Below are 13,133 nucleotides of genomic sequence, written 5' to 3' on the forward strand. Positions count from 1 at the left end.
TGGTCAAAAAATGATCATGCTTTGGGGCTTTTTCCAAAGACCTTGAAAGGGATGGCTGTAAGAGCGAAACCATAAGTAGCCGTTACCGCAGCAACGGATATGTCCCCCCCCCACGCCTCAACTCCACCCCACCCCCGCCCCGCCCCGCCCCGCCCCGCCCCATTTCAGAGCATTTCACCACCCACGCAAATTTCACTAGACATGTAACGTCCATTACATAAATATCATTTAGCCATTTTATGAAACAAAAACGACATTCAGCTTCCAAGGCACCCCGATGCCCTCTCTCCGAGACCTGATCACCGACCCCGCCCTCGACCTGACGCCTTCAGAGCGCAAAGTCGTGCGCGCCCTGCTCGACCACTACCCGCGCAACGGATTGGGGCCGATGTCACGCCTGGCGGAACACGCCGGGGTCAGCGACCCGACCATCGTACGGTTGGTGAAGAAACTCGGCTTCAGCGGCTACGGCGAATTCCAGGAAGCCCTGCTCAGCGACATGGACGACCGCCTGCGCTCCCCCAGCACCCTGCTGCGCCCACGCTCACAAGTGGCCCAGGGCGATACCTGGAGCCGCTACCTGGCGGACAGCCAGCGCGCCCTGCACGACACCCAGTCCCTGACCCAGCCCGAAGACATCCGCGTACTCATGGACTGGCTGCTGGACAGCCGTCATCAGCTGTACTGCTTTGGCGGACGCTTCAGCAGCTTCCTCGCCCACTACCTGCTCAACCACCTGCGGTTGATGCGCCCGGGCTGTTTCTTTCTTGAAGACAACGCGCAACTGCCGGACCGCCTGTTCGATCTGCAGCGCCAGGACGTGGTGCTGCTGTTCGACTACCGCCGCTATCAGTCCCAGGCCCTGCGGGTGGCCAGCGCAGCCAAGGCGCGCAACGCCCGGGTGGTGCTGTTCACCGATATCTATGCCTCGCCGCTGCGGGAGCTGGCGGACCTGATCATCAGTGCCCCGGTGGAGTCCCTGTCGCCATTCGACACCCTGGTGCCGGCGCTGGCCCAGGTCGAGGCGCTGATCGCCTGCCTGACCCCGCGCAGCGCCGATCTTGATCAACGCCTGGAGGGCATCGACGCCCTGCGGGCGCAATTTGATACCCATGTGCTGGAGGAGAAATAAGGATGTTCAGCCTGCCCCACCGTTCGCCCCGGGACTTGCCCTTCGTCGTCGATCACACGGCCCTGCTGCTGGTGGACATGCAGCGCGCCTGGCTCGAACCGCAGTTCGACCCGCACCTGCAAGGCCCCGAGGGCGAGGCCTTTCTCAAGCGTGCCCGGGAGCAGGTGATCCCCAACCAGCAACGCCTGCTGGCCGCAGTGCGCGAAGCACGGCAGAACGTGCTGCACACCATTATCGAAAGCCTGACCGCCGACGGCCGTGACCGCTCCCTGGACCACAAGCTGTCGGACATGCACCTGCCCAAGGGCAGCCCCCAGGCGGCGATCATCGACGAACTGGCACCGGTGGAAAACGAGATCGTCCTGCCCAAGACCTCTTCCGGGGTGTTCAACTCCACCAACATCGACTACGTGCTGCGCAACCTGGAAACCCGGCACCTGATCGTCGCCGGGATCGTCACCGACCAGTGCGTGGACATGGCCGTGCGCGACGCCGCCGACCGCGGCTACCTGGTGACCCTGGTCGAGGACGCCTGCGCCACCTACAGCGATACTCGGCACCAGGCCTGCCTGAATGCGATCAAGGGCTACTGCTGGATCACCGATACCCAGACCGTGCTCGGCCGCCTGCGGGAGATCCGCGGATGAGCCGCGGCCAGGGCATCGAGGCCCTGACGCCACTGGCCATGACCAGCATCGTCACCACCGATTTGATCGGCGTCACCCGGGGCCGCTCCTTTCCCAGCGACGAGCTGGAGCGCTACCGGATCGGCGGCTGCGGCTGGGTGCCGGCCAACAGCGCCCTGACGCCCCAGGACCTGATCGCCGAGGACAACCCCTGGGGCGCCTATGGCGACCTGCGGCTGATACCCGACCTGGACAGCCGGGTCACTGTCGGCGCCGGTCCGGATGCCACGGCCGCGCCCCTGGACTACATTCACGCCGATATCTGCCAGACCGATGGCCAGCCCTGGGCCGCCTGCCCGCGCACCCTGCTGCGCAACGAGGTCGAGCGCTACCGTGAGCTGGGCATCCAGATCACCGCCGCCTTCGAGCACGAGTTCAACCTCGACAGCGGCGCCGCTCAGCGCGAGCACCTGGCCTTCTCCCTGGAGGCCCAGCGCCAGGGCGCGGCCTTCGGTGGCTGGCTGCTGGCGGCATTGCGGGCGGCCGGTGTCGAACCGGAAATGTTCCTCCCCGAATACGGCAAGCAGCAATACGAGATCACCTGCCGCCCGACCCAGGGCCTGGCCGCCGCCGACCGCGCGGTGAACGTGCGCGAGATCACCCGGGAGGTGGCCCGGCAGCTGGGGCAACGGGTCAGCTTCGCCCCCAAGACCGCGGCGGACGCCGTGTGCAACGGGGTGCACCTGCACCTGAGCCTGCAAGACCTGGACGGCACGCCACTGCTCTACGATCCCCTGGCGGTCCGCGGCGACGACCTGTCACGGCTGGGCCAGCACTGGGCCGCCGGGGTGCTCAAGCACCTGCCGGCACTGTGCGCCTTCACCGCGCCGACGCCGCTGTCCTACGAACGCCTGCAACCCCATCACTGGAGCGCCTCCTACGCCTGCCTGGGCCTGCGCAACCGCGAAGCGTCGCTGCGCATCTGCCCCACCGTGGACATCGGCGGCAAGCCCGTGGCGCCGCAGTACAACCTGGAATTCCGCGCCCTGGATGCCACCGCATCGCCACACCTGGCCATGGCCGTGATCCTGATCGCCGGACGCCTGGGCCTTGAACAGAAGCTGCCGCTCAACGCAATGACCGACAAGGTCCCCGATGAGCTGAGCATCGAACAGCGCCTGGCCAGCGGCATCGTGCCCCTGCCCGGCAACCTGACCCAGGCCCTGGACTGCCTGCGCAGCAACACGGAGTTGCTGCAGACCCTGCCGCCGGAGCTGCTGAGCACCTATTTCGCCGTCAAACAAAAGGAAGTGTCCCTGACCGAGCACCTGACCGCTGCCGATCTCTGTGAGCACTATGGACACCTGTACTAAATCAGCCGAGCACGGTTTCTATACCGAGCCGGCCTATCGCCTGTTCCGCGAAGACTCCACGCATCCGCTGATCCTGGTGTGCGAACACGCCAGCCACTACATTCCACCGGCCCTGCACGACCTGGGCCTGGACCCGGTGGCGGCCCGCGAGCATATCGCCTGGGACCCGGGCGCCCTGGAACTGGCCCAGAGCCTGTCCCAGGCCCTGGGCGCGACCCTGATCGCGGCCAACTATTCGCGCCTGCTGATCGACCTGAACCGGCCGCGCCACGCCCCCGACAGCATCCCGCTGCAAAGCGAGATCTATCAGGTGCCGGGCAACCAGCACCTGGACGAGGCCACCCGCGAGTACCGCCGCCAGCAGCTGTTCACGCCGTTCCACCAGCGTCTGCAGCGGATCATCGACCGGCGCCTGGCCGAGGGGCGCGAGGTACGAGTGGTGGGGATTCACAGCTTCACCCCGGTGTACTACAGCCAGCCACGCGCGCTGGAAGTCGGCGTGCTGTATGGCAACGCCACGGCCTACGCGGCGCGGATACTGGAAGGTTTGTGGACCCTGCCGATAAAGGTGGCGGGCAACCAGCCTTATGAAATCGACCCCTTGAGCGACATGACCGTGCCGGTGCACGGTGATGCCCGGGGCCTGGAGTCGGTACTGATCGAGGTGCGCAACGACCTGTTGCGCAGCCCTGAAGCGGTGCAGCACTGGAGCGACTGTCTGGCGCCACTGCTGTAACGGAGGTTGAAAGACGCTTGAACGCAACAAAGGCTGTTTGCAGGACAGGAACAACAACAAGAAAAACCGCTGTGGTGTGTCTTTAACCCTGCCAGGTTCAAACACAGACCGGCGCGCGAGGCGTCAATGACGACCCTCGCCGCCGGATGCGCCCACTTACATTGGCTACAAGGAGAACTGCTTCATGGAGATTGAAGAATTCGGCTACAAACAGGAACTCAAGCGCGGGCTGAGCCTGCGCGACCTGGTGGTCTACGGGATGATTTTCATGATCCCCATCGCCCCGTTCGGGGTCTATGGCTACGTCAACCAGGAAGCCCCGGGCATGGTGCCCCTGGCCTACATCATCGGCATGGTGGCGATGGTCTTCACCGCCCTGAGCTACGGCGCCATGGCCCGCGCCTTCCCCATCGCCGGCTCGGTCTACTCCTATGCCCAGCGCGGCCTCAATCCCCATGTCGGCTTTCTCGCCGGCTGGCTGATGCTCCTGGACTACCTGCTGATCCCACCGCTGCTCTACGTCTACGCGGCCATGGCCCTCAACCACCTGTACCCGGAAGTGCCCAAGGTCGGCTTTATCCTGGCGTTCCTGGTCAGCGCCACCTTCGTCAACCTGCGGGGCATCACCTTCACTGCGCGGATGAACATCCTGTTCCTGCTGGCGCAACTGGTGGTCCTGGGGATCTTCCTGTTCTACGCCTGGAACGCCCTGCACGGCGGCACCGGCAACGGCCAACTGACCCTGGCGCCGCTGTACAGCCCGGAACACTTCCACTTCGGCATGCTGATGCAGGGCGTCTCGATTGCGGTGCTGTCGTTCCTGGGCTTTGACGCCATCTCGACCCTGGCCGAAGAGGTCAAGGGCGACCCGGGCCGCAGCGTCGGTCGCGCCGCCCTGATCACGCTGGTGGTGATGGGGGCGATCTTCGTGGTGCAGACCTGGATCGCCACGGACCTGGCCGCCGGCATGGGCTTCAAGTCCGCCGACACCGCCTTCTACGAGATCGCCGAACTGGCCGCCGGCAGCTGGCTGGCGACCCTCACCGGGGTGGCCACGGCGCTGGCCTGGGGCGTGGCGGTGGCCATCACCTCGCAAGCCGCAGTGTCGCGCCTGCTGTTCGGCATGGCCCGGGACGGCAAGCTGCCCAAGGTGCTGGCCAAGGTCCACCCGAAACACAATACCCCGCACATCAGCATCTACCTGGTGGCGGTGCTGTCGCTGCTGATCTGCTACCTGTTCATCAACTCGGTGGACACCCTGACCTCACTGGTCAACTTCGGCGCCCTGAGCGGCTTCATGCTGCTGCACATCACCGTGATCAATTTCTACTGGCGCCGGCAGAAGTCCGGCCAGGTGATCCGCCACCTGATCTGCCCGGTGATCGGCTTCGTGATCGTCAGCGCCATCATGTACAACATGGGCGTGGATGCGCAGAAGCTCGGCGCCATCTGGATAGCCGCCGGGCTGGTCTACCTGTTCCTGCTGAACAAGCTGGGCAGCGGTGCCGCCCTGCCCGATCCGCTCAAACCCTAAGTGACTTACCTGCGGCGCCGGATGGCGTCGCGCTTCCCCCCCGAGGCAGCCGCCAAGAGCCGCCCGGGGACAGGCCGCCGGATGCCGCGGCCGTGGAACTGCGTGGTAACCGACAGTGATGTCTGGCCCATGTTCGCCCCCCGGGGCGAGCGGCCCTTGATACAGGAGTGCACCCATGCTGGCTTTGCGTCCCGTGGCGTTATTCGATCTGCCCCAACTGCTGCGCCTGGCCCGCGAACGCCTGCTGGGCGTAACGTCCCTGGTGGATGACGAAACCTACCTGCGGGAAAGGATCCTCGATTCCCTGGCGTCCTTTGCCAAGACCGAGGCCAGCCAGGGCCCGGAGAACTACTTTCTGGTGCTCGAGGACCCAGACAGCGGCCTGCTCCACGGCTGTTCCGACATTCTTGCCACGGCGGGCTTTGCCGCGCCGTTCTACAGCCTGCGCAACCGTCCCTTCATCAGCAGCTCCCGGGAGCTGAACATCGAACACGGCGTGCAGACCCTGTCCCTGTGCCAAGACCTCAGCGAGCAGACCCTGCTGCGCAGCTTCCACGTGGACCCGGCGTTGTCGGGCACGCCCCTGGCGCAACTGACGTCCCGGGCGCGGCTGCTGTTCATGGCCGCTCACCCCCAGCGCTTTGCCGAGAGCACCATCAGCGAGATCGTCGGCTACAGCAACGCCGCCGGCGAGTCGCCGTTCTGGGAGGCGGTGGGCCAGCACTTCTTCGACCTGCCCTACATCGAGGCCGAACGCCTGTGCGCCCTTCAGGGCCGGGGCTTTCTGGCCGAACTCATGCCCCAGTACCCGTTGTACATCCCGATGCTGCCGCCGTCGGCCCAGGACTGCATCGGACGGATTCACCCCGATGCGCGGGAGGCCTGCGACATCCTGATCGACGAGGGCTTCGCGCCTACCCAGTATGTGGACCTGTTCGATGCCGGGCCGACCCTGCAGGCCCGCAATAACCAGCTACGCTCGATCGTTCAGAGCCGGGTCGCGACCAGCTACCTCAGCCCCCAGAGTGGCCAGGGTCGCCACTGGTTGCTGAGCAATGACCGACTGCAGGGATTTCGCGCCATTGTCGCGCCCCTGGATGAAGCCCCGGGCGATGTGGTCGGGCTCGACCCTTCGATGCTCCAGGCCCTGCAAGTGACACCGGGCGAACCGGTGCGGGGAATCGCGTTATGAGTGGCCCGCCGCTTCTGCGCTGCCCGGGACTGTTGCAAGGAGTGCACCGATGATCGTCCGTCCGATCCGCGTCACCGATCTGCCCGGCGTGCTGGCTTTGCTGGAGGGCAGCTGTCGCGAGTTGAACAACCTCTCCACCGACCCCGAGCGCCTGGCCCATCGCTTGCGCTGGGCCCAGCGCACCTTCGCCAGCCGGGTGGAACGGGCCGATGCCGACTACCTGTTCGTGCTGGAGGACGACGACCAGCAAATCATCGGCATCTGCGGCCTGAGCGGCGCCATCGGCCTGCGCGAGCCTTGCTACAACTACCGGGTCGGCATCACCCGTGGCAGAGCCCCGGGGCTGGGTATCGACAAAGAGATCCCGACCCTGTTCCTGTGCAACGAGATGACCGGGCAATCCCAGCTGTGTTCGCTGTTCCTGCGCCGCGACCAGCGCCAGGGCTACACCGGCCGCCTGCTGTCCACTGCACGCTTGCTGTTCGTCGCCGAGCACCCGACGCTGTTCGGCGACAAGCTGGTGGCCGAATTGCGTGGCCAGCTCGACAGCCAGGGCTGCTCGCCGTTCTGGGACAGCCTGGGCCGACACTTTTTCAAGATGGACTTCCAGCAGGCCAATCGCCTGTCCAGCCATGGCAGCAAATCCTTCATCGCCGAACTGATGCCGCGCCAGCCGCTGTACACCTGCCTGCTCAGCCCACAGGCCCAGGCGGCCATCGGCCAGGCCCACCAGAGCACCGAGCAGGCGGTGAACATCCTGCGCGACGAAGGCTTCAGCCATCAGGGCTGCATCGATATCTTCGACGGCGGGCCGCTGATCGAGGCCGAAGTGGCGAAGATCCGCAGCGTGCGCGAAAGCCAGACCCTGCCCTTGCTGGTGGGCCGCCCGGACGAACAGGCGCCGGTGTGGCTGATTCACAACCGCCGCCTGGAAAACTGCCGCATCACCGCCGCCCCCGGGCGCCTGGTTTCAGGCTGCCTGCTGGTGGACCGCCTGACCGCCAAGCGCCTGCAACTGCAGCCAGGGGACTCGGTACGCGCCGTGCCACTGTTGGCCTGCCCGGCGCGGCCTCAGGGCCAATCCGGGACCGCCCTCGCGCCGGACGCCGCCCTGCCCCTGTAGCCACGAGATTGACGAACGCCGGGGCGAATGTTCATATGCCGCCCAGTTTCAGGTGCCTCATGCCGCCGTGCATGAGGTGAAACGGGAAACCGGTGCGCCCTTTCAGGGCCAGTCCGGTGCTGCCCCCGCAACGGTAAGCGAGTGCTGCATTCAACACGCCACTGTACCCACGGTATGGGAAGGCGAATGCCGCCAGACTCGCAAGCCCGGAGACCGGCCTGAAACGTCTGTTTGGCAATCCTGCGGTGGGCGGGCATGGGCCGGTATGGTCGCGTGCCTGTGGCCGATACCTTCTCCTGCGTGCTTCCCGAAGTCACTTTCGAGAAGACCAAGAATGACAACAACTGACACCTTCCTTGCATGCGACTGGCGTGCACCTCGGCGCCCCCTGAGCGGTGCCCTGCTCGGCTGCCTGTTCAGCCCCCTGCTGCTGGCGGATGACACTCCCCTGACACTGGAACGACAATGGGTTTCCGCCCCTTCGGTGGAGTCCACCACGGTGGCCGAAATGGCCCGGTACGGCAGCAAGGTGGAGATCATCGACCGCCAGCAGATCGAACGCGCCGGCCCCAGCAGCGACATCACCCGAGTGCTGCAGATGTACGTACCCGGCCTCTACGTCGCGCCGAAAAACGGCCCCTTCGACTACGGCACCTATTCCCTGCTGGGGGGCCGCAACGACGACACCCTGATCCTGCTGGACGGCGTACGCCTGAACAACCGTCTGTACGGCGGCCTGTACCTGGACACCTTGCCGGCCAATGCCATCGAACGCATCGAAGTGCTCAAGGGCGGCCAGAGCCTGCTGTTCGGCACCCAGGCGGTGTCCGGGGTGATCAACATCGTCACCCGCAGCCCCCAGACCCGCGACACCTCCGGCGAGGTCAACCTGGGCCTGGACAGCTTCATGGGGCAAAGCGGCGATGCCCGGGTGGAGCGCATCCTCAGCAATGGCTTGGGCGATCTGGGCCTGCTGGCCTATGTCAGCCACAACGTCTCCGATGGCTACCAGCCCTATCGCAACAGCGCCTACAGCGCCAGCACCCGGGACAAGAAACGCGGCTATGAAGTGACCACCTTCGGCGCCAAGGCGATCCAGGGCTTCGCCGACGATTCGCGCCTGGAACTGTTCTACCAGTACAGCGATGCCAACCTGGATTTCGCCCGCCCGGTGAACAACCAGAAGACCACCAACGACCGCGTCCAGCAGATCGCCACCGCGACCTTCGAGCAGCGCCTGAGCGAGCGTTTCAGCTACTTCGTCAAGGGCCATGTCAACGACTGGGACACGCGCTACACCAAGATCGACAGCCTGAAAGACGGCAGCCTGGTGAGCAAAAACCGCAACGACTACTGGGGCTTCACCGACTGGGGCGTGCAAGCCGAAGGCAAGGCCGAGCTGGACGGCGGCCATGTGCTGGTGTTCGGCACCGACAACCAGTGGTTCAAGGGCCAGGACGATGTGCTCAAGATCGACAATAACCAGGCCCAGGCCAATGCCCTGTACACCCAGTTGCGCCCGGTGTTCGCGGCGCTGCCCGACTGGCACCCGAGCCTGGGCATCCGCCACGAGAAGATGAGCGGCGGCGAGAGCGCCACCGTGGGCATGCTCACCTCCCTGTACGACCTCAATGCCCATTGGCAACTGCGCGGCCAGTACGGCAGCGCCTTCAAGCTGCCCAACGCCGAGCAGTTGTTCGTCAACGAGGACTACGAACAAGGCAACCGCAACCTCAAGCCGGAAAAGAGCCTGAATGCCGAGCTCGGCCTGGACTACAAGGGCAGCCTGCTGGCCGGCGAGTTCAACGCCAGCGTCACGGCCTTCCAGCGCAAGATCGACGACCTGATTGCCCTCGATGGCATCCACTGGGTCAATGGCCAGGGGCGGATCAAGGTGCGCGGCATGGAGGTCGACGGCCGCTGGCAGTTCAGCCCGCGATGGAACCTCTCGGCGGACCTGACCCGCAATCTGCTGGCGTCGCGCAACGGCGTAACCCTGAGCAACATTCCCGGCTTCTTCGCCCGCTCGCGACTGGGCTACGAGTCCGAGGATGGTCAGTGGGGGGTGGGAGGCGCGATCCGCTACATCGGCCAGATCGACAGCGCAAAGAAGGTCGACTACGGCCACTACTCGGTGGTGGACGCCGATGCCTATCGCTACCTCGACAGGGCCCAGCAACATCGCCTGAGCCTGCTGGTGGAGAACCTGTTCGACCGCGACTACACCACCAGCATGACCAGCAGCGCGCCGGCGGTGGACAACCTCGGCCGGCCCTTTACCAGCGAAGTGCGCTACACCTACCGCTTCTGAGGCCCAACGACATGCACAAGGACTATCAACGGGTGCTGTTCGTCGGCCCCGGCCTGCACGGCGGCACCCTGGGCGAAGCCTTTCGCCGCGAGCTCAAGGCGCTGCGCAACGAGGACGCCGGCACCCGGGTGATCGACACCCTGGACGGCTTCGACAGCCTCTGGGCCGCCCTGGAGGAGCCCTTGCCCGAGGACGGCGCGGCGCTGCTGGTGGTGGACCTGGAGCCCAGCTCCGACAGCGCTTACCTGGACTGGCTGCGCGATGAACTGGGACGCCTGGCCCGGGCCCATCCCCAGGCGCCGCAGCTGTGGATCACCGCCCAGGCCCTGGGCCGTCGCGGGCTGGATGCAGCGCTGGCCTGCGCCAGCATCGCCCAGCACGAGCGGCACCTGCCCTGCGATCAGGTCAACGCCGTGGCCAGCGACCCGGACTGGTCGCGGGTGCCACCCCATGCCCGGCAGGTGTTCCTGTGCACCGGCCCGCGCTGCGTGCGCCGCGGTGCCCTGGCGCTGTGGAAGACCCTGCGCCGTGAACTGCTGCGCCTTGAGCACATGGAAACCCCCGGCGGCGTGCTGCTGACCCGCACCGCCTGCCAGTTCCCCTGCAACCTGGGGCCGGTGCTGACCGTGCACCCCGATGGCTGCTGGTACCGGGTCAGCGACGACAGCCAGGTCGTGCGTCTGGTGCAGGGGCATCTGCTGGCAGGTGAGCCGGTGCAGGATCTGCTGATCCCTTCGCCGTATGCGGGGGTGGCGGATGCCTAGGAAGATCCTCGGCCTCCTGCTATGGCTGGCGACCGTCCCGGCCCTGGCGGCCAGCTACGACAACTGCGCCAAGACCTGGACCGTCGAGGACCCTCCCCGGCGCATCGTGGCCCTCAACCAGCACAGCGCCGACCTGCTGCTGGCCCTGGGCGCCGGGCCGTCGATGATCGGCGTCGCCTACCTGGATGACGACAGTCAGGCCCAGGCCCAGGCCCAGGGGCAGTACCACGGCGTGCCGGTGATCGCCCGGCAATACCCGTCGGCGGAGGTGCTCTACAGCCTGAAGCCCGACTTGGTGGTGGGCGGCTTCGCTTCGGCGTTTCCCGATAACTTCAGCTCCCGGGAGCGTCTGGGGCGCATCGGCATCGCCAGCTACCTGCTGGAGTCGGCCTGCGCCGGGCATGATGAGGACTACTTCGGGCATATCCGTCGCGACCTGCGGACCCTGGGCCGGCTGTTGCAGCAGCCAGCCCGGGCCGAGCAACTGATCGCGGCCATGGAGGCTGACCTTGCCGCGGCAGCAGCCTTGTACCGGGGCCGCGACACGCCCGCGGTGTTCTACCTGGACAGCGAGGTCAACGGCCTCGCCAGCCAGGGCCAGCGCGGTTTTGTCGGGGTACTGCTGCAAGCCGCCGGCGCCCGCAACAGCTTCGCCGCCATCGACCGCCCGCGCCTGACGGTCGACAGCGAAACCCTGCTGAGCAACGACCCGGACGTGCTGCTCCTGGCAGACGCCCTGTGGTCACCGGCCACGCGCAAACGCCAGTTGCTGCAGCGTGACCCGGTGCTGTCGCGGTTGCGGGCGGTGCGCGAGGAGCGGCTGATCGACATCCCCTTCGCCCAACTGGTGCCGGGCATCGCCAGCGGCCGCACCGCGCTGGAACTGGCGCGGCGCCTGCACCCTGCTCCCCCGTAGGCGAAGGCTTGCCGGCGAAGCGAGCACCGCCAACCGCCGCGACGCGCCACCCGACGCCTTCACGGGCAAGCCCGACAAGAGGCAGGTACTACAGAGGATTCAACACCCGGCGCGAAGGCCGCTCCGGTGGATGGCAGGTGACGTTGTTGCGACCAGCGGTCTTGGCGGCATACAGGGCCTGATCGGCATCGTTCAACCAATCCATGGCGTCCTCGTGCATGGGGTTGAACGCCGCCAGGCCAATGCTCAGGCTCACCTGCAACGCCGGATTCTGTTCGTAGCCCAGGGCCGCGAAGCGCCCGCGCAGCGCCTCCATCAGATCGGCGGCGTGCTCCAGCGGCACGTCCGGCAGGATCACGCAGAACTCATCACCGCCATAACGCCCGGCCTGATCGCTGGCCCGCAGGTTCTGCCGGAGGAGCTTGCTCAACTGGCGCAGCACCACATCCCCGGCCACATGGCCGTAGGTGTCGTTGATGGCCTTGAAGTGATCGATGTCGATCAGGGCGATGGCGCCACCATGGGCCTGGCGCTGGCAACGCTGGAACTCGATCTCCAACTGGTCCTTCCAGGCCCCGTGGTTGAGCAGCCCGGTCAGGCTGTCGGTGCGACTCAGGGCCAGCAGCTCGCGCTTGTGCCGGCCCAGGGTCGCCGCTTGCTGGTAACAGATGTAGCCCAGCGCCATCGGGTACAGAGTCAGCATCGGCAGGCAGGCATACAACTGCTGCGGCGTGGTCAGGGGAGTGAACGACAGCCCGAACACCCCCAGGCCGACGCCAATGCCCAGAACCTGGGCCCCACAGCCGGCAAGAAAAAAACGCACCCCGCCCAGGGCGATGTTGTTCATCGCCATCATCCCCAGGGTGGTGACCAGCGGCAGCGGATTGAACTGCATGGCCGCGACCCAGAACCCGCCCAGCAAGGAGTCCACCAACAGGTTGCGGTACTCGGCGCGAAACGGCACCTGGGACCATCGGGCCCACTGATAGGCCAGGTGCGGCCAGACAAAGGCGTTGAACAGCATCAAGCCCCAGACCCAGGGCGCCGGTTGCAGCGGCGACATGCCCGTGGCGACGCAGAAAAAGCCCAGGGCCAGGCCCAGGGTGCGCGAGGTGTAGAGCCTCCTGGCCAGTGACAGTCCCTTCCCTCTGGTGTACTGCGCAGGGGCCAAGTCGCCTCCGTCCAGCGATGGAAAAAGTGGATCGAGCGGCTAGCCATCAACCGGTGAACGTCTATCAGCATGAGCTCAACGCGCCATCAGTGTACACGCCCGGCCCGGGCCGGGCGGGCCCGCACGGCGGGAATCTGCGGCGGTCAACCTCCAGGCTTGCGCAAACCGGAGCAAGCCGCACGCCATGCATTCATTTGCAGAATGAAGTTCAGAGGAAACTTCGTTTGTCAGCCCCGGCAGGCCCCAGCAGAATCA

At 66.1% G+C, this 13,133-nt stretch carries 11 protein-coding genes and 1 riboswitch; of the genes, 10 read left to right on the forward strand and 1 reads right to left on the reverse strand.

Features of this window, described 5'->3' with window-relative positions:
* Positions 1-277 precede the first annotated feature (277 nt).
* The 10 genes from PQT43_RS30085 to PQT43_RS30130 all read left to right on the forward strand — a co-directional run bounded on the left by PQT43_RS30085 (position 278) and on the right by PQT43_RS30130 (position 11,707).
* On the forward strand, positions 278-1,132 hold the full coding sequence (locus PQT43_RS30085) for a MurR/RpiR family transcriptional regulator (protein WP_102861851.1): 855 nt from the start codon (positions 278-280) through the stop codon (positions 1,130-1,132).
* A 2-nt stretch (positions 1,133-1,134) separates the two neighbouring features.
* Positions 1,135-1,779, forward strand: coding sequence for an isochorismatase family cysteine hydrolase (locus PQT43_RS30090; protein WP_102861852.1), 645 nt, complete (start codon positions 1,135-1,137; stop codon positions 1,777-1,779).
* Positions 1,776-3,131 carry a glutamine synthetase family protein gene (locus PQT43_RS30095; protein ID WP_272755456.1) on the forward strand — a complete coding sequence of 452 codons (1,356 nt, stop codon included), beginning with the start codon at positions 1,776-1,778 and terminating at the stop codon, positions 3,129-3,131. The genes PQT43_RS30090 and PQT43_RS30095 overlap by 4 nt, the downstream gene beginning before the upstream one ends.
* The gene (locus PQT43_RS30100; RefSeq protein WP_265074568.1) at positions 3,115-3,867 is read left to right on the forward strand and encodes an N-formylglutamate amidohydrolase; all 753 of its coding nucleotides are present in this window, start codon (positions 3,115-3,117) and stop codon (positions 3,865-3,867) included. The genes PQT43_RS30095 and PQT43_RS30100 overlap by 17 nt, the downstream gene beginning before the upstream one ends.
* A 184-nt stretch (positions 3,868-4,051) precedes the next feature.
* The gene (locus PQT43_RS30105) at positions 4,052-5,401 is read left to right on the forward strand and encodes an APC family permease (RefSeq protein WP_102880344.1); all 1,350 of its coding nucleotides are present in this window, start codon (positions 4,052-4,054) and stop codon (positions 5,399-5,401) included.
* 175 nt (positions 5,402-5,576) lie between these two features.
* On the forward strand, positions 5,577-6,593 hold the full coding sequence (locus PQT43_RS30110; RefSeq protein WP_272755458.1) for an arginine N-succinyltransferase: 1,017 nt from the start codon (positions 5,577-5,579) through the stop codon (positions 6,591-6,593).
* Between the two features lie 49 nt (positions 6,594-6,642).
* Positions 6,643-7,716 carry an arginine N-succinyltransferase gene (locus PQT43_RS30115; RefSeq protein WP_272755459.1) on the forward strand — a complete coding sequence of 358 codons (1,074 nt, stop codon included), beginning with the start codon at positions 6,643-6,645 and terminating at the stop codon, positions 7,714-7,716.
* A gap of 33 nt (positions 7,717-7,749) precedes the next feature.
* Positions 7,750-7,952: riboswitch (cobalamin riboswitch) on the forward strand.
* A 98-nt stretch (positions 7,953-8,050) separates the two neighbouring features.
* Positions 8,051-10,027, forward strand: a complete 1,977-nt coding sequence (locus PQT43_RS30120; RefSeq protein WP_267269760.1) for a TonB-dependent receptor plug domain-containing protein — start codon at positions 8,051-8,053, stop codon at positions 10,025-10,027.
* Positions 10,028-10,038: 11 nt separating this feature from the next.
* Positions 10,039-10,791 (forward strand): (2Fe-2S) ferredoxin domain-containing protein, encoded by a 753-nt coding sequence (locus PQT43_RS30125; RefSeq protein ID WP_123392901.1) that lies wholly within the window; start codon positions 10,039-10,041, stop codon positions 10,789-10,791.
* Positions 10,784-11,707 (forward strand): ABC transporter substrate-binding protein, encoded by a 924-nt coding sequence (locus tag PQT43_RS30130; protein WP_267269759.1) that lies wholly within the window; start codon positions 10,784-10,786, stop codon positions 11,705-11,707. The genes PQT43_RS30125 and PQT43_RS30130 overlap by 8 nt, the downstream gene beginning before the upstream one ends.
* Before the next feature lie 88 nt (positions 11,708-11,795).
* On the opposite strand, the gene PQT43_RS30135 is transcribed toward PQT43_RS30130, so the two are convergent.
* Complete coding sequence (locus tag PQT43_RS30135) at positions 11,796-12,878, reverse strand: diguanylate cyclase (protein WP_253085786.1); 1,083 nt, start codon at positions 12,876-12,878, stop codon at positions 11,796-11,798.
* Positions 12,879-13,133: the final 255 nt, after the last annotated feature.

The sequence above is a fragment of the Pseudomonas sp. BLCC-B112 genome, assembly GCF_028550695.1.
Lineage (GTDB): Bacteria > Pseudomonadota > Gammaproteobacteria > Pseudomonadales > Pseudomonadaceae > Aquipseudomonas > Aquipseudomonas danubii.